The organism is Microbacterium ureisolvens (assembly GCF_015278315.1).
Lineage (GTDB): Bacteria > Actinomycetota > Actinomycetes > Actinomycetales > Microbacteriaceae > Microbacterium > Microbacterium ureisolvens.
The window spans coordinates 180,757-202,121 of sequence record NZ_JADIJE010000008.1 but is presented as its reverse complement, the minus strand read 5'-3'; the positions used below and the strand labels follow the sequence as shown (position 1 = coordinate 202,121).

At 70.1% G+C, this 21,365-nt stretch carries 16 protein-coding genes and 2 riboswitches; of the genes, 6 read left to right on the top strand and 10 right to left on the bottom strand.

Annotation, left to right across the window (positions count from 1 at the left end):
* Positions 1-93: 93 nt before the first annotated feature.
* Positions 94-1,872 (bottom strand): ABC transporter family substrate-binding protein, encoded by a 1,779-nt coding sequence (locus IM767_RS13765; RefSeq protein ID WP_239453360.1) that lies wholly within the window; start codon positions 1,870-1,872, stop codon positions 94-96.
* A 163-nt stretch (positions 1,873-2,035) separates the two neighbouring features.
* Here IM767_RS13765 and IM767_RS13760 point away from each other — a divergent pair, with 163 nt between their 5' ends.
* Together IM767_RS13760 and IM767_RS13755 are read left to right on the top strand one after the other, a co-directional pair.
* Complete coding sequence (locus IM767_RS13760; protein WP_239453358.1) at positions 2,036-2,908, top strand: CPBP family intramembrane glutamic endopeptidase; 873 nt, start codon at positions 2,036-2,038, stop codon at positions 2,906-2,908.
* 408 nt (positions 2,909-3,316) lie between these two features.
* On the top strand, positions 3,317-4,306 hold the full coding sequence (locus IM767_RS13755) for a hypothetical protein (protein WP_109210938.1): 990 nt from the start codon (positions 3,317-3,319) through the stop codon (positions 4,304-4,306).
* Positions 4,307-4,737: 431 nt separating this feature from the next.
* On the opposite strand, the gene gcvP is transcribed toward IM767_RS13755, so the two are convergent.
* The 9 genes from gcvP to IM767_RS13710 form a co-directional block, all read right to left on the bottom strand.
* Complete coding sequence (gene gcvP / locus IM767_RS13750; protein WP_109210937.1) at positions 4,738-7,629, bottom strand: aminomethyl-transferring glycine dehydrogenase; 2,892 nt, start codon at positions 7,627-7,629, stop codon at positions 4,738-4,740.
* Entirely contained in the window at positions 7,626-8,009 is a 384-nt protein-coding gene (gcvH, locus tag IM767_RS13745; protein ID WP_109210936.1) for a glycine cleavage system protein GcvH, read from the bottom strand. Before gcvH ends, gcvP begins: the two co-directional genes overlap by 4 nt.
* Entirely contained in the window at positions 8,006-9,130 is a 1,125-nt protein-coding gene (gene gcvT / locus IM767_RS13740) for a glycine cleavage system aminomethyltransferase GcvT (RefSeq protein ID WP_109210935.1), read from the bottom strand. Before gcvT ends, gcvH begins: the two co-directional genes overlap by 4 nt.
* A 48-nt stretch (positions 9,131-9,178) precedes the next feature.
* Positions 9,179-9,273: riboswitch (glycine riboswitch) on the bottom strand.
* A 1-nt stretch (position 9,274) separates the two neighbouring features.
* Positions 9,275-9,371, bottom strand: a riboswitch (glycine riboswitch).
* A 43-nt stretch (positions 9,372-9,414) separates the two neighbouring features.
* Positions 9,415-10,587 (bottom strand): MarP family serine protease, encoded by a 1,173-nt coding sequence (locus tag IM767_RS13735; RefSeq protein ID WP_109210934.1) that lies wholly within the window; start codon positions 10,585-10,587, stop codon positions 9,415-9,417.
* 186 nt (positions 10,588-10,773) lie between these two features.
* On the bottom strand, positions 10,774-11,640 hold the full coding sequence (locus IM767_RS13730) for an ABC transporter ATP-binding protein (RefSeq protein WP_109210933.1): 867 nt from the start codon (positions 11,638-11,640) through the stop codon (positions 10,774-10,776).
* Positions 11,637-12,530, bottom strand: coding sequence for an ABC transporter ATP-binding protein (locus tag IM767_RS13725; protein ID WP_109210932.1), 894 nt, complete (start codon positions 12,528-12,530; stop codon positions 11,637-11,639). Before IM767_RS13725 ends, IM767_RS13730 begins: the two co-directional genes overlap by 4 nt.
* Complete coding sequence (locus IM767_RS13720; protein WP_422613778.1) at positions 12,527-13,600, bottom strand: ABC transporter permease; 1,074 nt, start codon at positions 13,598-13,600, stop codon at positions 12,527-12,529. The genes IM767_RS13725 and IM767_RS13720 overlap by 4 nt, the downstream gene beginning before the upstream one ends.
* Before the next feature lie 10 nt (positions 13,601-13,610).
* Positions 13,611-14,606, bottom strand: coding sequence for an ABC transporter permease (locus tag IM767_RS13715; RefSeq protein ID WP_109210931.1), 996 nt, complete (start codon positions 14,604-14,606; stop codon positions 13,611-13,613).
* Positions 14,607-14,649: 43 nt separating this feature from the next.
* Positions 14,650-16,326: an ABC transporter substrate-binding protein gene (locus tag IM767_RS13710; protein WP_109210930.1), complete on the bottom strand. Its 1,677-nt coding sequence runs from the start codon at positions 16,324-16,326 to the stop codon at positions 14,650-14,652.
* A gap of 259 nt (positions 16,327-16,585) precedes the next feature.
* Here IM767_RS13710 and IM767_RS13705 point away from each other — a divergent pair, with 259 nt between their 5' ends.
* Genes IM767_RS13705 through nadC form a run of 4 tightly spaced genes read left to right on the top strand, consistent with a single transcriptional unit; the run spans position 16,586 to position 21,349 of the window.
* Positions 16,586-17,290, top strand: coding sequence for an NUDIX hydrolase (locus IM767_RS13705; RefSeq protein ID WP_109210973.1), 705 nt, complete (start codon positions 16,586-16,588; stop codon positions 17,288-17,290).
* 23 nt (positions 17,291-17,313) lie between these two features.
* Positions 17,314-18,690, top strand: coding sequence for a quinolinate synthase NadA (nadA, locus tag IM767_RS13700; RefSeq protein WP_162564308.1), 1,377 nt, complete (start codon positions 17,314-17,316; stop codon positions 18,688-18,690).
* Positions 18,687-20,498, top strand: a complete 1,812-nt coding sequence (gene nadB, locus IM767_RS13695) for an L-aspartate oxidase (RefSeq protein WP_109210929.1) — start codon at positions 18,687-18,689, stop codon at positions 20,496-20,498. Before nadA ends, nadB begins: the two co-directional genes overlap by 4 nt.
* A complete protein-coding gene (nadC, locus tag IM767_RS13690; RefSeq protein WP_109210928.1) occupies positions 20,492-21,349 on the top strand; it encodes a carboxylating nicotinate-nucleotide diphosphorylase in 858 nt (285 codons plus the stop codon). Before nadB ends, nadC begins: the two co-directional genes overlap by 7 nt.
* Positions 21,350-21,365: the final 16 nt, after the last annotated feature.

Genomic DNA, 21,365 nt, shown 5'->3' with positions numbered 1-21,365 from the left:
GTTCGCCGGCTGTGGACGGTAAGACACACGCACGGGGCGCCGGGCTGTTAGCACCCGACGCCCCATGGCGTGGTGTTTCAGTCAGTCACCGAATTACTCGGCGACCGTCCACTCCCAGAAGTTCCAGAACACACCGGTCTGGTTGCCCATGAAGGTGATGCCCTCGATGCTGTCCGAGTGCGCCTCGAGACCGGGACCCTGGAAGAGCGGCAGGCCGTAGGCGTCGGCGAACAGCTCGCCGTCCGCCTCCACCGTGAGCTCGTCGATGGTCTCGATGTCGAGGGTGGTCGGGATCTCGCGGGCGATTTCGTCGACGCGCTCGTTGGCGTACTTGTTGTAGTTGCTGCCACCGAAGCTCGCGAAGATCTGCGGGATGGTGCCGTTGCCGACACCGGGCGAGATCCAGCCGAAGATGACGGCGTCGTAGATGTCGGAGCCGAGCTGCGCGCTCCAGTCCTCGCGGCCCACGTCCTCGATCACGAAGCCGGCCTCAGCAGCCGAAGCCTGGATGGCCTCGAACGCCGCAACGCGGTTCGGGTTGTTGATGTTGTACATCAGGCGGATCGTCGGGGTCGCACCGGCGAGGAGCTCCTTGGCGCCCTCGATGTCGACCTCGGCGTACGCGTCGGAGCCGTTGGAGGCCACGGCGTCCTCGTACGCGTTCTGAGCCGGGATGAAGAGGTTCGAGTTGAGAACCTCAGCCTCGGGGTTGATCGGCTTGATCAGCGTGTCGACGAGCTGCTGACGCGGGATCGTCTTGAGGAACGCCTCGCGGACGTTCTGCTCGGCGAACGGACCCGCGAAGGTCAGGTCGAGGTGGTCGTAGTTCAGAGCGTCGCCCTGGATGACCGTGACGCCGTCGAGGCCCTCGAGCGCGGTCAGCGTGTCGCCGCTCGCCTGCGGGGCGATCACGTCGACCTCGCCGTTCTGGAGAGCGGTCACCTGGGCCTGGGCGTCACCGATGAAGCGGATGACCAGCTCGGAGAACTGCGGCTTGAGGTCGCCGGTGTACTTGTCGTTGAGCTTCAGCGTCATCGACTGGGTCGGCTCGTAGGAGTCGATGATGAACGGTCCGCTCGACAGGTACAGCGAGGGGTCGTCCGGCAGCGACGTCATGTCGAAGCCCGTGTTCCAGAAGTCCGCAGCGGCCTTGAGGGTCTCGTTGACCGGGGCCGGAGCAGCCGCGTCGCCGCGGGGGCTCGTCAGGATCGTGTCGACGAGCTCAGCCTGGTCGACGCCCGACTTCTCGGCGACGACGTGGACGGGCTGGTCGATGAGGTCCTGGATGTTCCAGTCGACGAAGGGCTCGTCGTACTCGAGGACGAGCGAGAGCTTGTCGTCGGCGACCTCGGTGATGGTCGACGTCTTGAGGCCCTCGGTGCTGCCCGCGTACTGGAAGTACTGCGTGCCGCTCACCGGCTCACCCGACTCGGGGTCGAGCGTGGCGTCGTCGAAGACACCGGACGTGACGGCCCAGCCGAAGACGAGGTCGTCGGTGGTGATGGGCTCGTCGTCCGACCACACGAGGCCGTCGTTGAGCGTGTACTTGACCTGGAGGGGGTCTTCGCTGACGACCTCCATGGTTCCGAACGACTCGTCGGGGACCACTTCGTAGCTGTCGCTGACGTAGTAGAACGTGGACTTGGTCAGATAGTCGACCTTGCCGTTGATGTCGAGGTTGCCGTTGACGCTGTTCGAGTTCGTACCCGTGAACTCGTTCGTCTCCGCAACGGTAACCGCGGTGTCGGTGGTCTCCGGGGCGGCCTCATCCTCCGGCGGGGTGGTCGAGCAGCCGGCGAGGACCAATGCGGTCATGCCGACGCCCGCCGCGACTCCGAGTGCGCGCTTGCGCCACGTCGTCTTGTCAGACACTGTGTCTCCTCCTGTGCAGGGTAATGCGCGCGAGTACGGCAGGAAACCGGACGGGCGCGCGGATGGGAAAACGATAAGCACCGGTTGTGAGATGGTCAAAACGATCGACGAAAACGTTACAGAGCCTTAACTCAATCGACGCGGAGTGTGACAATCTGACAAGATGACCCCTCCGAACCCTGCCGCCGACAGGAGGGAATCCACTACCCTCTCGCCCTTGGATCGCTATGCGCGGCGCAGGCTGGTGTGGGAGGTCTGGATCGTCCTGGCGATCACGGTCGGACAGTCCGCGGTGTACTCGGTCCTCTCGCTCGTGCGGAAGCTCCTCGCCCCCGTCCCGCTCGGGCAGCAGCAGACGCAGGTGAACCCCGCACGAGACGCGCAGGCCGTGTGGGACGTGGTCTACCAGCTCCTCTCCGTCTTCTTCGCGCTCGCCCTCGTGGCGCTCGTCGTCTACCTGCTCTGGGAGCCGGGCAGTAACGCGCTGCGCCGCATCGGTCTCGACTTCACGAGGTTCGGCGGCGACCTCGGCCGCGGCATCCTGCTCGCCGCCGTCATCGGGCTCCCCGGTCTCGCGCTCTACGCGGCCGGCCGTGCGCTGGGAGTCACGGTGGCCGTCGTCGCCTCGCCGTTGGATGCCGCGTGGTGGACCGTGCCGCTCCTCCTGCTGTCGGCCCTGCGAGCCGGGCTGACCGAGGAGGTCATCTTCATCGCCTACCTGTTCGACCGGCTGCGCCGTCTCGGGTGGAACGACTGGTCGATCATCCTGTCGGCCGCCGCCCTGCGGGGGGCCTATCACGCCTATCAGGGCATCGGCGCGATCGTCGGCAACGTCGTCATGGGTGTCGTGTTCGGCTGGTGCTATCGCCGGTGGGGCCGGGTGATGCCGCTCGTCATCGCGCACACGGTGCTCGACATCGTCGCCTTCGTCGGCTACCCGCTCGCTGCGGCGCTCTGGCCCGGCGTCTTCGCCCCCATCCCCACCCCGACGCCGACCTCCCCGTCGCCGTCCCCCACGCCGACGCCCGCCGCCTGAGCCCCGACCCCGTCCGCGGCCGCGCGCCGTAGGCGCGGCGCCGCCGCCCTGGGTACGACGCCCTGGGCGCCCCTGCTGGGCGCGGTCGGCGCCGCGGCCCGCGGCATCCGTCCCTCGCCCCGTCCCTCCCCCGGTGGCGGCCACGCGTCTTCGACCGTGAGGCGACACTAGGCGGACGAGACGACGGGCCACCCCCGAGGTTTCGTCCGCCTACTGTCGTTTCACGGCGCGGGTACGGGCACGGGACGCGGGCACGGGCACGGGACGCCGGCACGGGCACGGGACGCCGGCGCGGGCCCGGGAGGCACGGAGCGCGCGGCTTCTGCACAGAGCACGAGGTGGCGCGGCTCTCCCCAATCGTGGCTCGGTGAGCGGACGGTGCGCCCCTCGAGTCGCAAGCATTGACGGATGCCGCAGCTTCTGTCCCCGATCACCATTCAGCCGGCGCCGCTTCCGCTGTTGCGGGCGGACGAGGTGCCACACCCCGAGCGGGCGGTTGCACGGCGCGAGCTGATCAAGGTGCGGCGTGGCCTCTACGCGCCAGCGGAGGCGTGGCTCAGGCTTGCGCCGTGGACGAGATATCTCGCCCACGTGCACGCGGCACTGCTTCTCGATCCCACGGCCGTTCCCTCCCACGAGTCGGCGGTTGCATTGCTCGGCGGGCCGGTGTTCGGCAACCCAGGCGTCGTTCACGTGCTTGCCCATGCGGCGGGGGCATCTCGCCTCGTGGCGGGAATCCGCACGCACACCACGACGGACGACCGCGCCCTCATCGTCGCCGGCGGGATCACCCTGGCGGCGCCGGCGGAGGCGGTGATCGACATCGCACGCTCGCGGCATCCGGCGATCGGACTGGCCGTCGCCGACTCGATGCTGAGGAGATACGACCTGCCGTCACGCGAGTACCTGCAGCTACTGAATGAGACGCGGGCAACCAAGCGCGGGAGGGACATCGCACGCTGGCCGCTCGAACGAGCGACGGCGGAGGCCGAGACGGCGTTCGAATCCGTCAGTCGAGCCGCGATCGAGTGGCTGGGGTTCCCGGCACCCGAACTGCAGAGGTCGTTCGTCTCGTCGAACGGGGAGGTCGATCGGAGCGACTTCGTCTGGGGCTCCTCGTCGCTCGTGGGCGAGGCCGACGGCGATCTCAAGTTCGATGGGAGGTTCGGCGACGCCTCGACACTTCTCAAGCGTCAGCGTGCTCGGGACGCCCGGCTCCGACAGCACGTCCGAATGGTCGCGCACTGGGGCTGGCAGGACGCGACGACGTTCACGCCTCTCGCCACGCTCCTCCACGGCGCCGGCCTCCCTCGAATCGCCCCGGAGAACGTCGCCGCGCTCGCGTCCATGCGCCATGCTCTGGGAGGACACCCTCCGCACCCGACCGCGCCGATCTGACCGTCTCCCGGTCTCCATTTCCCCGCACCTGCACACGGCACACCCTCATACGGGGCGCAGGACGACACCCTCGGGTCAGCACCGTGGTCTCGTCCAGCCCGTCGCGCCAGTCCTCGCCGATCGGCCAGCCCTCGCCGGTGAGTCCACAGCTGTCGGACGAGACACTGGGTCGACGCCATGGTCTCGTCCGTCACCTGTCGTCTCACGGATCCAGCTGCGGGCCTCCCGACACCCAAGAACCTGTCGCACCAGCCTTCGCCGATGAGACGACAGCTACTCGACGAGACGCTGGGTGGACCCCGATGTCTCGTCCGCGCCGTGTCGTCTCACCGCCTGGACCTAGACCTGGCCGGGGGCGGGGCGGGCACCGGGCGCGGACGAAGGAGCGACGGGATGCCGGGGGCACCGGCATCCCGTCGCTCAGGAGGTGGTCAGGCGAAGGCCTCGATGGGCGGGCAGGCGCACACCAGGTTGCGATCGCCGTAGGCCTGGTCGATGCGACGGACCGGCGGCCAGTACTTGGTGCGCACGAGGGCGTGCACCGGGTAGACGGCGGTCTCGCGCGAGTACGGGTGCTCCCACGAACCCGCGACCACGGATTCGGCCGTGTGCGGGGCGTTCGCGAGGGGGTTGTCGTCCCGCGGCCACTCCCCCGCGCCGACCCGGTCGGCCTCGGCCTTGATCGCGATCATCGCCTCGATGAAGCGCTCGATCTCGGCGAGGTCCTCGGACTCCGTCGGCTCGACCATCAGCGTGCCCGCGACCGGGAACGACATCGTCGGGGCGTGGAAGCCGTAGTCGATGAGGCGCTTGGCGACATCGTCGACCGTCACCCCCGTCGCCTCGCGCAGCGGGCGCAGGTCGAGGATGCACTCGTGCGCGACCAGGCCGTCCTCGCCGGTGTACAGCACCGGGTAGTGGTCGCGCAGCCGCAGGGCGATGTAGTTCGCCGCGAGCACCGCCGCAGCGGTGGCGTTGCGCAGGCCCTCCGCGCCCATCATCCGGACGTACGCCCACGAGATGGGAAGGATGCCGGCGGAGCCGTGCGGTGCGGCCGAGATGGGTCCACCGTCGAAGACGCCGCCGGCGTGGTCCTTGCGCTGCGAGAACGGATGCGAGGGCAGGTACGGCGCCAGGTGGGCCTTCGCGGCGACCGGTCCGACGCCCGGGCCGCCGCCGCCGTGCGGGATGGCGAACGTCTTGTGCAGGTTGAGGTGCGACACGTCCCCGCCCAGATCGCCGAAGCGCGCGTAGCCCAGAAGCGCGTTGAGGTTCGCGCCGTCGACGTACACCTGCCCGCCGGCGTCGTGCACGGCCTGCGTGATCTCCAGCACGTCGTGCTCGTAGACGCCGTGCGTCGACGGGTACGTGATCATGAGCGCGGCGAGCTCGTCGGCGTTCGCCGCGATCTTCGCCCGCAGGTCGTCGAGGTCGACGTTGCCGGCCTCGTCGCACGCCACCACGACGACCCGCATGCCCGCGAGCACCGCGGAGGCGGCGTTCGTGCCGTGCGCCGACGACGGGATGAGGCACACCGTGCGGCCCGCGTCGCCGTTCGCGCGGTGGTACCCGCGGATCGCCATGAGCCCCGCGAGCTCGCCCTGCGAGCCGGCGTTGGGCTGCAGCGACACGGCGTCGTACCCCGTGACCTCGGCGAGCCACACCTCGAGCTGCTCGATCATCGCGAGGTAGCCGCGGGCGTCGTCTTCGGGCGCGAACGGGTGCACGCGCGAGAACTCCGGCCACGACACCGCCGCCATCTCGGTGGCCGCGTTGAGCTTCATCGTGCACGAGCCCAGCGGGATCATGCCGCGGTCCAGGGCGTAGTCGCGGTCGGCGAGCTGCTTGAGGTAGCGCATCATCGCCGTCTCGGACCGGTGCGTGTTGAACACCGGGTGCGTGAGGAACTCCTCCACGCGATGCAGCCCGGACGGCACACCCGCCAGCGGCGCGGCATCCGCGAACGGGAGCACGCGCTCGCCCTGCTTACCGGCGCCGAGGAATTCGCCCTCGGGCAGGCCGAAGGCCCATGCCACGGCGGCGAGGTCGTCGGCGGTCGTGGTCTCATCGACCGAGACGCCGACCGTCGCGTCGTCGGCCCAGAAGAGCTGGTACCCGCGCTCCCGCGCGCGCTCGATGACGCGGCGCGAGGCACCCGGAGTCGCCACGCGGATGGTGTCGAAGAACGAGTCCGAACGCAGCGACAGCCCGTACGAGCGCAGGCGGGACGCGAGTGCCTCCGCCTTGCGAGCCACATCGGTCGCGATCGCGCGCAGGCCCTCGGGGCCGTGGTACACCGCGTACATGGAGGCCATCACCGCCAGCAGGACCTGCGACGTGCAGATGTTGGACGTGGCCTTCTCGCGGCGGATGTGCTGCTCGCGCGTCTGCAGCGCGAGACGGTACGCGGGGTGGCCCGCGGCGTCCTGCGAGACGCCCACCAGGCGGCCGGGCAGCTGGCGCTCCAGTCCCTGACGCACCGCCATGTAGCCCGCGTGCGGACCGCCGAAGCCCAGCGGCACCCCGAAGCGCTGGGTCGTGCCCACCGCGACGTCGGCGCCGAACGACCCGGGCGACCGCAGCAGCGTGAGCGCGAGGATGTCGGCGGCGGCGACCACCAGCGCGCCGGCGACGTGCGCCGCGTCCACGACGCCCGACGGGTCCCACACGTTGCCGGAGGCACCCGGGTACTGCACGAGCACGCCGAACAGCTCCTCGGGCAGCGTGGCGCCGTGCGCGAGGTCGAGCTCGACCAGCTCGATACCCACCGCGGCGGCGCGGTGGGCCAGCAGCGCCTTGGTCTGCGGAAGCGCGTCGGCGTCCACCACGAACACATTCGATGCCGACTTCGAGCCGCGGCGGGCGACCAGCATGCCCTCGACCACCGCGGTCGACTCGTCGAGCATCGAGGCGTTGGCGGTCGCGAGCCCGGTGAGGTCGGTGACCATGGTCTGGAAGTTGATCAGCGCCTCAAGCCGCCCCTGCGAGATCTCGGGTTGGTAGGGCGTGTACGCCGTGTACCAGGACGGGTTCTCGAGCACGTTCCGCGCGATCACCGAGGGCGTGATCGTGTCGGCGTATCCGAGGCCGATCATCGGGCGGGCCCCGCGATTCTGCGACGCGAGAGCCCGCAGCTCGGCGAGCGCCTCCGCCTCGGTCGCGGCCGGCGGGATGTCGCTCGTGGAGCGGGGCTTCGCGTGGATGGATGCCGGAACCGCCGCCTCGACGAGGGCGTCGACGCTGTCGTAGCCCAGGGCATCGAGCATAAGACGCTGGGCCGCGGCATCCGTTCCGATGTGACGATCGGCGAACGAACCCGTCATTCGGCGCCGCCCGTGAGCGAGATGTACGCGTCGCGGTCCATGAGTCCGTCGAGCGACGCCGGGTCGACCGTGATCTTGACGAGCCAGCCGGCGCCGAACGGATCGGCGTTGACGAGCGACGGGTCGTCGACCACGGCGTCGTTGACCTCGAGCACCGCGCCGGTCACGGGGGCGTAGAGCTCGCCGACGGACTTCGTCGACTCGATCTCGCCGACGACGGTGGCCGCGGTCACCGAGCTGCCCACGGCGGGGAGCTCGACGAAGACGACGTCGCCCAGCTTGTCGGCGGCGTACTCGGTGATGCCGACGGTGGCCACATCGCCGTCGAGGGCGACCCACTCGTGCTCGGCGGTGTACTTGAGGGCGGTGAGGTCGGTCATGAGTTCCTCCGGTAGAAGGGCAGGGCGGTCACGGTCGCGGGGATGCGGGTTCCCCGCACGTCGATGAAGAGCTGGGTTCCGGGCTCGCTCACGGCCGGTGAGACGAACGCCATGGCGATGGGATGCCCGAGCGTCGGGCTGAGCGCCCCGCTCGTGATCTCGCCGACGGGGGTGTCGGCGTCGGGCGCGTCGAAGACCCCGTAGCCGGCGCGGCCGGCGCGCCGGCCCTCCGACATCAGGCCCACCAGCACGGGGGCATCGGGCGCGTCGAGCGCAGCCTTGCCGACGAAGTCGGGCTTGTCGGCTGCGACGACGCGGCCCAGGCCCGCCTGCGCGGGCAGGATGTCGAGCGACAGCTCGTGGCCGTACAGCGGCATGCCCGCCTCGAGCCGCAGGGTGTCGCGGGCGGCGAGGCCGGCAGGCACGAGACCGAGCGGCTCACCCGCCGCGAGCAGCGCATCCCACAGCGCCGGAGCGCACGTCGCCCGGATGTAGAGCTCGAACCCGTCCTCCCCGGTGTAGCCGGTGCGGCCGATGTGCATCGGGACGGCCGGCTCGCCCGGCGCCGTGAACTCGGCGTGGGTCATGCGGTAGTACTTCAGCTCGTCGTACGGCGTGCGGGGAGTGCCGATCTGCGACGTCGCCTCGAGGATCGCCTGCGCCGCCGGGCCCTGCACCGCGATGAGCGCGATGTGGTCGGTCGCATCGTCCAGCTCGACGTCGAATCCGGCGGCACGCTCGGTCAGCGCGGCGACCGCCGCCTCACGGTTGCCCGCGTTGGCGACGACCATGAAGCTCTCGGCGTTGTGCCGGTACACGATGACGTCGTCGACGATGCCGCCGGCGGCTTCGAGCAGGAGCGAGTACTTCGCCTGGTCGTCGGCGATCGTCGAGAGGCGTCCGGCGAGCGCGTAGTCCAGGAACGCGCCGGCGTCCGGACCCTCGACGAGCAGCTCGGCCATGTGCGAGATGTCGAAGAGACCCGCCGCCGTGCGCACGGCGTGGTGCTCGGCGAGATCGGAGCTGTAGCGCACCGGCATGAGCCAGCCGCCGAAGTCGGTGAAGGAGGCGCCGAGCGCCTCGTGGCGCTCGTGCAGGGCAGTCGTACGGAGTTCTGTCATGAGTTCTCCCGGTCGCGGACGGGCAGACGCCGGAAGGCGCCTGTGAACTCCCCCTCTGTCATAGGCCTGAGAGTTTCGCCCGCTCCGCGAGGGAGCGGGGTTTCACCGTCGGCGGATGCGGCGAGCATCGCTTTTCAGAGTCGGCCTGCCCGGACGGTACGCGTACCTGAGAGATTGGCGGGGAGGCTTGCTCCTTCGGTGCTCGGCGATCGCGCTGCCGAGGCTCTCCCGCCCGGGTTATGGGCCGTTATTGACTTGCGGAGCCAGCATACCCGGCGGCGCCGTCAGCCGACGCAGGAACCCGACGACACGGTGTTCGACAGCGACGGCGCCTGCTCCGCCACCGGCGTGAGCTCGGTCATGGTCATGGCGTAGCCGAGATCCTCGTCGTCCTCGGCGCGCGCGAACACGACGCCGGCCACGGCGCCGTCGCCCGTCAGCAGCGGGCCTCCGGAGTTGCCGGGCCTGACAGTCGCCTGCAGCGCGTAGATCTCGCGGGGGTTCCAAGAGCCGTCGTACACGTCGGGCACGTTCGCCGTGCCCACCGAGCGCACGCCGGCCGACACCATCGTGAAAGGACCGCCGTACGGATAGCCCTGCACCACCGCGGCCTCGCCCTCGGCGAGCGTCGGCGAGAAGGGCAGCGCCTCGGCGCCCAGGTCGTCGACCGCGATCACGGCGAGATCGTCGACCGGGTCGAAGTAGACGACCCTGCCCTCGCGGGCGGCCACGCCGGGCAGCTCGACGACGGGCGTGTCGACACCGGCGACGACATGCGCGTTGGTGACCACGCGGTCCTCGGCGACGACGAAGCCGGTCCCCGACGATCCGCGGCCGCACGCGTAGGCGTTGCCTGACACGCGGGCGACGGATGCCGCGGCCCGCTGCAGCTCGGGATCGTCCAGGGCGATCGGGGGCGCCGGTTCGACCGTGCCCGGGCCCAGCAGCTGCCCGAGCCCCGGGAGGCCGTCGTCGATCAACGCGCCGCGCAGCTGCGCCAGCGCGGCGGCCACCGGATCCGGGGTCGCCGCCTCGATCGAGCGCAGGACTGTGGACGACGCCACGGCGGACGACACGACCGGGATGCCGGCGACGGCGATCGCCGGGGCGACGAGGGCGAGGGCGAGCACGGCGGCGAGCACCGACGCGATGCCGCCGAGGAACCGCTCGATGCCGCGGAGCTTGAGGCGGTCGGCGCCCGAGCGCAGCGCCGAGCCGATCGCCGCTCCGAGGGCCGCGCCCGCGAACACGAGTCCCACCGCGGTGATGAGCACGGCGGGACCGCGCCACACCCGCGAGGGAACCCAGGCGCTCACGAGGGGCGTCAGCCAGTACGCCGCGAAGGCGCCGGCAGCGAGGCCCGCGAGCGTGCCGATGCTCGCGAAGAAGCCGCGCTGGACGCCGGCGACGCAGGCCAGCACGAGGATGAGGATGACGAGGACGTCGACGACGACCATGCCCACCCCTTCCGCCGTCCGGACTCGTCTCGACAGGCTACGCATCGTGCCTGGGAGACGACCCCGACAGCGGCCCCGGGCGTGTCGCGCCACGAGGCTCGCCGGCGCGCCCGGGCAGGGCTGCGCGCGGCCGGCTGAAGCCCGCGCCGAGACGGCTTCGCCTGAGCGTGCCTGGGGCGCAGCGCTTCAGCCCTGCTGCCCCGCGAGCTCCCTCCGGACCTCGTCGCGAAGGCGTCCCTGATTGTCGGGATCCGGGGCCGCGCCCAGGAGCGTCCGCGTGTACTCGTGCTCGGGCTCGAGGATCACCCGGTCGGCGGGGCCGCGCTCGACGATGTCGCCGCGGTACATCACGAGGATCTCGTCCGAGAAGTGCCGGGCCGTCGCGAGGTCGTGGGTGATGTAGAGCACGCCGAGGTGATCCTCGCGCTGCAGCTGGGCCAGCAGGTTGAGGACGCCCAGCCGGATCGACACGTCGAGCATCGAGACGGGCTCGTCCGCGATGATGAACTGCGCGCCGGGGGCAAGCGCACGAGCGATCGCGACCCGCTGCCTCTGGCCGCCTGACAGCTCGTGGGGTCGCCGCTCGGCCATCTTGTCGGTCGGGGTGAGCCGCACGCGATCGAGCAGCTCGAGCACACGGCGGCGCACCTCGTCGTTGCCGATGCCTGGGTTGTGTATCCGCAGCGGCCGCTCGAGGTGATGGGCGATGGAGTGGAACGGGTTCAGCGAGGCGAAGGGGTCCTGGAACACCATCTGCACGTCGCCGCGGTACTTCGCGATCTCGCGGCTGCGGCCCCCCGCCGGGGTGCCGTCCAGCAGGATCTGACCGCTCGTAGGCGTCTCGAGCCGGGCGAGCATGCGGGCGATGGTCGACTTGCCCGAGCCGGACTCCCCGACCAGCGCGATCGTGCGGCCCGCTTCGAGCGTGAAGGACACGTCCTTGACCGCGTGGAGCGTCGAGAACTTCAGCCCGCTGCGCAGCCGGAAGTCCTTGACGAGGTTGCGCGCCTCGAGGGTGCGCGGCCGGTCGGCGGCGGGGTTCTCGGCGGTCATGCGACGCCTCCTTCGACGGTGCCCGCGGTCGAGCCGAGCCCCGCCGACACCGGCTGCGCGCCGGTGCGCACGAAGTCGCCGCGCGCGCCTCGCAGGCTGGGGAAGCTCGACAGCAGCTTCTTGGTGTACTCGTGCTGGGGATCGCGGTAGATCTGCGTGGCCGTTCCCAGCTCGACGATCTCCCCCTGCAGCATGACCGCGATGCGATCGCTGATCTCGATGAGCATCGGCAGATCGTGCGTGATGAAGATGACGGCGAACCCGAGCTTCTCGCGCAGGCGCATGATCTCGCGGATGATCCCACGCTGCACCACGACGTCGAGTGCCGTGGTGGGCTCGTCCATGATCATGACCTGCGGGTCGAGCGCGAGCGCCATCGCGATCATGACGCGCTGGCGCATGCCGCCGGACAGCTCGTGAGGGAAGCTCGTCAGCCGCTTCGGGTCGACGCCGACCAGTTCGAGCAGCTCTTCGCTGCGCTGCTGCTTCTGCCGCTTGGACATCTCGGGCCGGTGCGTCGTGAAGACGTCGAACAGCTGTGCGCGCACGTTGATCACGGGGTTGAGGGAGTTCATCGCCCCTTGGAAGACCATCGACACCTTGTCCCAGCGGAACTGGCGCAGCTGCTCGTCCTTCAGCCCCACGACGTCGATGTCCTCGCCGGAGCGGTCGTGGAAGACGACCTCACCTGAGGTCATCAGCGCCGGCGGCTTCAGCAGGCGGTTGACGCCGTAGGCGAGCGTGGACTTGCCGCAGCCCGACTCGCCGGCGAGGCCGAGGATCTCACCCCGGTTCAGCGTGAGCGACACGTCGCGCACGGCCTTCACGGGCGGATCGACCTCGTACTCGATGGAGACGTTCCTCGCGGTGAGGACGGCATCGCCGTTCATGCTTCGGCTCCGTTCGCGACGCGGGTCGACTCGACGCCGCGGCCGGCGCGCTTGGCCTGGCGCACCCGGCGGGCGTTCTCAGGAGCGAGCCGCAGCTTGGGGTTGATGATCTCGTCGATCGAGAAGTTGATCAGCGAGAGGCCGGCGCCCAGGAGCGCGATCATGAGGCCCGGCGGCACGAACCACCACCAGGCGCCCGTTCCGAGCGCCTGACCGGTCTGCGCGTCGTTGAGCATGGTGCCCCAGGTGATGGATCCGGTGGGTCCGAGGCCGAGATAGGAGAGCCCCGCCTCGCCGAGGATCGCGAAGATGATGGCGAAGAGGAACTGGGCGGCCAGCAGCGGCAGGAGGTTCGGCAGGATCTCGACCCGGATGATGCGCGCCGTCTTCTCCCCCGCCACTCGGCTGGCCGCCACGTAGTCGCGCGACCGGAGCGACCGCGCCTGCGCGCGCAGCACGACCGCAGAGCCTGCCCACCCGGTGATTCCGAGGACGAGGGCCACCAGCATCCAACTGCGTCCGGGTATGTAGGTGGCGATCACCATGACCAGCGGCAGTCCCGGGATCACGAGCATGATGTTCGTGAACAGCGACAGGATCTCGTCCCACCAGCCGCCCTTGTAGCCGGCGATGATGCCGAACACGATCGACAGGATGAGGGCGATGAGGCCTGCCACGATGCCCACCATGAGCGATCCGCGGGTGCCCCACGCGAGCTGGGCGAGCACGTCGTAGCCGAGCTTCGTCGTGCCGAGCCAGTGCTCTGCGCTCGGCGGCGACAGCGCCGGGTTGTCGGAGTTCATCGGGTCCTGTGCGAACAGCGGCGCCAGGATGCCGAACAGCGTGATGCCGATCACGATGGTGAGGCCGAGGGCGAGCTTCAGCGACATGCGGGGCAGCAGCTGCCGGAAGCCGCGACGGGCGGCGCGCGCCTCTTCGCGCGCCGCGTCGACGTCGGCGTCGACGGGCGGAGACATCATCGCGCCGGGAGCGATGATCGCGGGATCGATCGTGCGATCGGACAGCGTCTCGGGGACGCTTTCGAGATCGGTGGTCGACGAGTCGGTCACTTCGAGCCTCTCAGACATTGTGGCGCGCCCTCGGGTCGATGAATCCGTAGACGATGTCCATGATGAAGTTCGCTGCGAGCACCGCGATGGTGATCACGAGGAACACACCCTGCATGAGCGCGTAGTCGCTGTTCTGCACGGACTGGATCATCAGCTTGCCGATGCCGGGGTAGGTGAACACCTGCTCCATCACGATGGAGCCGGCCACGACGAAGCCGAGCGAGATGCCGAAGCCGGCGATCGACGGGATGGCGGCGTTGCGGGTCGCGTAGGTGCGGAGGATGCGCATGGGCTTGAGGCCCTTGGCCTCGGCGGTGACGATGTAGTCCTCCGAGACGGTCGAGACCATCATGTTGCGCATGCCGAGCAGCCAGCCGCCGACTGAGCTGAGCACGATCGTGAGAGCGGGCAGGAAGCCGTGGTACACCGCGCTGCCGATGAAGTCCCAGCTCCACTCGGGTCCCTCGGGGAACTCCCACACGTCATAGCCGCCGAAGATCGGGAACCACCTCAGCGCGACCGAGAAGATCGCGACCAGCACGAGGGCGAGCCAGAAGTAGGGAATGGACTGCAGCACGGTGGTGAACGGCACCAGGTGGTCCACCCAGGTGCCCCGGCGCCAGCCGACCCACGCGCCGACCCCCACGCCCAGGACGAAGGAGATGACGGTGGCGAGGCCCACCAGCACCAGCGTCCACGGCAGGGCGGCGGCGATGAGGTCGGTGACCGGGGCCGGGTACTTCGTGATGGAGATGCCCAGATCCCCCTGAAGCATCCGGCCCCAGTACGCGACGTACTGATCCCACATCGACGAGGAGTCGCCGCCGAGGAGGGTCTTGATGTTGCGGACCGTGGTCTCGCTGATCTCGCCGCCGGCTCGCTGCATCTTCGCGAGCAGGATGTCGGCGGGGTCGCCGGGCAGAAGCCTCGGCAGGAGGAAGTTGAGGGAGATCGTCGCCCACAGTGTCACCACGTAGAACGCGATCCGCCGCGCATAGAACTTCATTGCGGCCTGCTCCTCCTCGCCGCGGCCTCTGCCCGGTTCTGCATTACTTCACCGGCTCCAGGTGCTGCAGGACGTAGCCGGCGGCCACCGATCCCCAGGCGGGCGGGAAGGCGTACAGGTCGTCCTCGGTCGGCCAGCCCGTGAAGTCCTTCGTGTTGAAGAAGGTCTGGGTGGCGTTGATGACCAGCGGGATGTAGGGCAGGTCGCGGACGATCTCGGTCTGCAGCGCGGCGTAGGCCTCCTGCTTGACGGCCTCGTCGTTCGTCGCTGCGGCCGCGGCGACGGCCTCGTTCACGATCGGGTTGTCGTAGCGGCTGAAGTTCCAGCGACCGGTCGGGACCTCTTCGCCGACCTGCGAGGTGGACTCACCGGCGAACCAGTCCTTGTAGATCTGGAACGGGTCTGCCACCGACGTGCCGATGACGCCGCCCATGATCAGCTGGTACTGGCCGGTCTGGCGCGCGTCCGAGAACTCCTGCCACTGCACCGTCGAGGCGTTGACCTTGATGCCGGCCTCGGCAGCCTGCTCGCTGATGAGCTTCGCGGCGTCGTTGTAGTCCGTCCAGCCGTCGACCGAGACGAGGCTCAGCTCGATCGGCGCGCCGTCCTTGCCGTAGAAGCCGTCGCCGCCCTTGGTGTAGCCGGCGGCCTCGAGGATCTCACCGGCGGCCGCCGCGTCGGGCGACTGCGGGCTGATCTCGTTGGCGGGGTCGGCGACCCACTTCTGGTCACGCGGCAGCAGCGCGAAGGTCGGCGAGATGTCACCGGTGAGACCGACGAACGCCTTCTCCTTGATCGTGCCGCGGTCGATCGCGACGTTGAGCGCCTGGCGGACGGCGACATCGGTCTGCGGACCGGTGCAGCCGAGCTCCGCGTTCGAGCAGGTGTAGAGCACCGTCGGGTCCTGCGGCGTGTTCAGCATGCTGATGACGCCGTTCGAGGTCACCGAGTCCGGGTTCGGCACGAACATGCCGGTCCAGTCGAGCTCGCCGGCGGTCAGGAGGTCCTGAGCGGACTGGTTCGCGTCGATGCCGATGTACTGCACCTTCTTGATGGCGGGGACGCCCTCCTCGCGGAAGTTCTCGTTCGCCACGACGGTGTACGAGGCATCCGTCACCTTGTCGACCACGTACGGGCCGGTGCCCACCGGCTCCTCGTCGGTGAAGGTGGTGTAGTCGTCGACCTCGGCCCAGACGTGCTCGGGCAGCATCCACGTGGTGCCGAGGATCTGGAACTCGTTGGTGAACTGCGGCGTCTCATAGGTGAGGACCACCGTGCTCTCGTCCGTCGCCTCGGCCGAGATCAGGCCGTCGCGCTGGTTGGGCTCGTAGTTGAACGTGAACGCTGCGTCGTCGGCGGTGAAGTCCTCGCCGTCGCTCCACTTCACGCCCTCCTTCAGCGTGACCGTGATGACGGTGCCGTCCTCGTTGTACTCGAAGCTCTCGCCGAGCATCGGCTGCGGCGCCTCGTCGGACGTCTTGTTGTAGAAGAACAGCGGCTCGTAGATCGGGCCGAGCGCGGCGTGCAGGACGGTCGGCGAGAACGGGTTGAAGTTGGCCTCGATCGGCGTCTGGCTACCGGCCCAGACCCGCAGCGTGCGTCCTTCGGAGTCGCCGCTGTCGTCGCCGCCGCCACCGGCGCAGCCCGACAGGCCGATGCCGAGGACCGCAGCCCCGGCCACGGCGATGAGCGCCGCTCGGCGCTTCGCGTTTCGAATCATCGTTGGTTCTTTCTCTCGTGCGGCATTGCAGGGAGGAGTGCGAGGGGCACCCGAGGGCATTCATTAAGTACTGAGTCCTAACAAATGTGTGTTAGTAAACCTAACAAACATTCCCTCCGCTTCGCACCCCCTGAGTGCGGCGCGTACGTCACGTCTTGGCAACAGTTCGCCTCGAGTGACCTTCGCCCGCGTTGTTACGGCCGGCGTTTGGCTTCTGGTCATCATGACACTATGATCGATCCCGAGAGTTAGAGTCATGATGACCAGAACAAGCCCTGAGCCCCAGTCCCCCGCCGACGCGACCCGCGTGGCGGTCTCGACCGTGATCTTCACGCTGCGCCGCCTTCCGGGCAGCGACGCTCACCAGGTCGTGCTCCCCCTCGTGCGCCGGACACGCGATCCGCATGAAGGGCAGTGGGCACTGCCCGGCGGATGGCTCGACATCGCGGAGAGCCTGGATGCCGCGGCATCCCGCACTCTCGCCGAGACGACCGGGCTGGCACCGAGCTATCTCGAACAGCTGTACGCGTTCGGAGCGGTCGAGCGCTCCCCCACCCGCGTGGTCTCGATCGTCTACTGGGCGCTGCTGCGCGCCGACGAGATCACCGACAGCACCGTCGAGAACGTGCGGTGGTTCGACGCCGCGGATCTCCCCCAGCTCGCCTTCGATCACAACGAGATCGTCGACTACGCGCTGTGGCGCCTGCGCAACAAGGTCGGCTACAGCCGAATCGCACACGGACTGCTCGCCGAGGAGTTCACCCTCGCCGAGCTTCGCGAGGTGTACGAGGCGATCCTCGGGCGTCAGCTCGACCCGGCCAACTTCCGCCGTCAGGTGGAGAACTCCGGCACCCTCATCCCGACCGACCGCTTCCGCACGGGCAGCCACCGCCCCGCCCGCCTCTACCGCTACAACCAGGACGTCGAGCTCGCCGACCGCGGCCCGCTCGACAGCCGCCATTGACCCGACCGAACGGAGCGCCCGACATGCCTGCCGTCAACATCACCCTCCAGCCCCGACTCGACGCCGCCCTCGCACAGCCGGCCGGCACCGATCCCTCGGTGGACCACGCGATCCAGGCGATCATCGCCGGCGCGCAGGTCGGCCAGACGTGCAACACCGACCTCGCCGCGGGCCCCTGGGACTTCGACGCGCGCCCCGGCTACGGTCCGGGCTCGTCGATGGGCGACGTCATCCCCACCGGCTCGCCGCGCCAAGGTGAGCTGCCGCGCGAGTACCGCGAGGCGTCCGAGGCCGAGCTCGCCGAGCGCATCCGGGCCGCCAAGTCCACCCTCGGCGACCGCGTCGTCGTGCTCGGTCACTTCTACCAGCGCGAAGAGGTGGTCGTGCACGCCGATTACGTGGGCGACTCCTTCCAGCTCGCGAACGCGGCGCTCGAGCACCCGGATGCCGAGGCCATCGTGTTCTGCGGCGTGCACTTCATGGCAGAGACCGCCGACCTGCTGTCGCGCCCCGACCAGGCCGTCATCCTCCCCAACCTCGCCGCCGGCTGCTCGATGGCCGACATGGCCGACATCGACCAGGTCGAGGACTGCTGGGAGCAGCTGGCAGACATCTACGGCGACATGGATGCGGTGGATGCCGACGGCCTCGTGCCCGTCGTCCCCGTGACGTATATGAACTCCTCGGCCGCGATCAAGGGCTTCGTCGGCCGCCACGGCGGCATCGTGTGCACCTCCTCGAACGCGCGGACGGTGCTCGAGTGGGCCTTCCAGCGCGGCCGCCGCGTCCTCTTCTTCCCCGACCAGCACCTCGGCCGCAACACGGCGAAGGCGATGGGCGTGCCGCTGGAGCAGATGCCGATGTGGAACCCGCGCAAGCCGCTGGGCGGGGCATCCGCCGACGATCTCGCCGAGGCACGCGTCATCCTGTGGCACGGCTTCTGCTCGGTGCACCGCCGCTTCTCGGTCGACCAGATCGAGAAGGCGCGCGCCGAGCACCCGGGCGTGCGCGTCATCGTGCACCCGGAGTGCCCGATGGAGGTGGTCGATGCCGCCGACGAGGCGGGCTCGACGGACTACATCCGCAAGGCGATCGAGGCCGCGACCGAGCCGACCACCTTCGCGATCGGCACCGAGGTGAACCTGGTGCAGCGCCTCGCGGCCGACCACCCTCAGCACACGATCTTCTGCCTCGACCCCGTGGTCTGCCCGTGCTCGACGATGTACCGCATCCACCCCGGCTACCTCGCCTGGGTGCTCGAGGGCCTGGTCGAGGGCGACGTGCGCAACCGCATCACGGTTCCGCAGGACGTCGCCGACCCGGCACGGGTGGCACTGGAGCGGATGCTGGCGGCCAAGCCCCCGGCAGCTCCCGCGGCCGCGTGGGAGAACGCGTCATGACGGCGCCGCGCACGAGCGGGGCCACGCCCCATGCGGTCGTGGTCGGATCGGGCATCGCCGGGCTCCTCACCGCACTGCACGCCGTCGAGCACGGCTGCCGCGTCACGCTCGTCACGAAGGACGTGCTCGAGCACGCCAACACCCGCTACGCCCAGGGCGGCATCGCCGGCGTGATGTTCGACGACGATCGCGCCGAGGACCACGTGCGCGACACGCTCGTCGCCGGCGCCGGCCTCGGCGATCCCGAGGCCGTGCGCGTGCTCGTCGGCGAGGGGCCGGCACGGATCCGCGAGCTGATCGCCTTGGGCGTCGCGTTCGACCGCGACGCGGAAGGCGGTCTCGTGAAGGGCCTCGAGGCCGCGCACTCGTACCCGCGCATCCTGCACGCGGGCGGCGACGCCACCGGCACCGCGATCGAGAAGGCGCTCGTCGCCCGGCTGCGCGCGAGCGACGTCGAGGTGATCGAGCACGCGTTCCTCGTCGACCTCGTCCAGAACCCGTCGAACCCGGGAGCCCACACCGAGACCGGTGACCGCGCGCCGGGTCTCGGCGCGGATCCCCTGGCTCGCCGGGTCACCGGCGTCGAGCTGCTGATCGGAGAGACGGATGCCGCACCCGGCCACCGCCTGATCCTCGAGGCCGACGCCGTCGTGCTCGCCACCGGCGGCGCAGGAGAGCTGTACGCGCACTCGACCAATCCCGAGGTCGCGACCGGCGACGGCATCGCCGCCGCGATCCGCGCCGGCGCGGCGACCGCCGATCTGGAGTTCTTCCAGTTCCACCCGACGGTGCTGGAAGGCAGTGCCGACGCCGCGGGTCTCCCCGGTGGCGACGACCGCGATGCGTTCCTGGTGTCGGAGGCGGTGCGCGGCGAGGGCGCGACCCTCGTCGACGAGCACGGCCGGCGGTTCGCGTTCGACGCCCACCCGGACGGCGAGCTCGCGCCGCGCGACGTCGTCGCCCGCGCGATCGCGCGGCAGATGGAGGCGCAGGACGGCCGTCCGGTCTTCCTCGATGCCACCGGCCTGCACTTCGCCGAGGCCGGCGAGCGCGCCGCGTTCCTGGCGCGGCGCTTCCCCACCATCGATCGCGCTGTGCGAGAGCGCGGCCTCGACTGGGCGCGGGAACCCATCCCCGTCACGCCGGCCGCGCACTACCTGATGGGTGGCGTGGCGACCGACCTGCTCGGACGCACGACGATCCCCGGGCTCTACGCCGTGGGCGAGGCCGCCCGCACCGGCGTGCACGGCGCCAACCGCCTCGCGTCGAACTCGCTGCTGGAAGGTGCGGTGTTCGGGGCGCGCGCCGGCGACGTCATCGCCGCCGACGCGGCATCCGGATCCTGGCCCGCCCCCTCTCTCCGGCCGTCACGCGCGCACGCGGATTCCGCCCTCTCCCGCGCACAGGCGGCGGACGATCCCGCGAGCGGCATGACGAGCGCGGCCGGGGCGTTCTCGCGCGCGGCGCTGCAGGAGCTCCTCTGGGATCACGCGGGACTCGTGCGCGATGCAGCGGGGCTCGGGCACGCGGCATCCGTCATCGCGACGTGGCGCGCGCAGCAGCGCCTCCCGGTCTCCGAGCGCGACTACGAGGACGAGAACCTGCTCCTGGTCGCCGAGCACCTCGTGTCCGCTGCGCTGGCCCGCCGCGAGTCGGTCGGCGCGCACTTCCGCTCCGACGACCCGTCGGTCGCAGCTGCTCAGGATTCCGGTTCGGCGGAGGCATCCGTTCGCACCGTCCGGGCGACGGCGCCCGTCGTGAGGAGCGCCCGCCCCAGCCGCGCCCCTGAGGAGGCCGTCGCATGCTGACCCGTGCCGTGATCGACCGCGCCGTGACTGCCGCGCTCGAAGAGGACGCGCCGTGGGGCGACCTCACGAGCGAGGCGCTGATCCCCGAGAACGCCGTCGCCCGCGCCGACCTGGTCGCCCGGGAGCACGGCGTGTTCTCGGGCGGCGACGTGTTCGAGGCAGCCTTCCGCCTCACCGACCCCGCGATCGAGGTCGACCTCGTCGCCCTGGACGGCGAGTGGTTCGAGCCCGGCGCCGTGCTGGCGGTGGTGACCGGCCCCGCGCGCGGCGTGCTGACCGCCGAGCGCATCGGGCTCAACTTCGTGCAGCGGATGTCGGGCATAGCGACCCTCACCGGCGCGTACGTCGCCGAGGTGGCCCACACCGGGGCCCGCATCGCCGACACGCGCAAGACCACGCCCGGACTCCGGGCGTTCGAGCGCAAGGCGGTGCGCGACGGCGGCGGGCGCAATCACCGTCACTCCCTGTCGGATGCTGTCATGGCCAAGGACAACCACCTCGCCGTGCTGGCACAGAAGGGCGTCTCGACGACGGCTGCCCTGCTCGCGGCGAAGGACCTCCTCCCCCACACGACGCACATCGAGGTGGAGGTGGACTCGCTGGAGCAGATCGAGCCCGTGCTCGCCGCCGGCATCGGCACGATCATGCTCGACAACTTCTCGCTCGACGACCTGCGCACCGGCGTCGCGCAGGTCGCGGGACGCGCGACGGTGGAGGCCTCCGGCGGCGTGTCGCTGGACACCGTGCGGGCGATCGCCGAGACCGGCGTCGACGTCATCTCGGTCGGTGCGCTGACCCACTCGGCGCGCGCCCTCGACCTCGGCCTCGACGTGCGGATCGACGCCGACTGAGCTGCTGGATACCGCC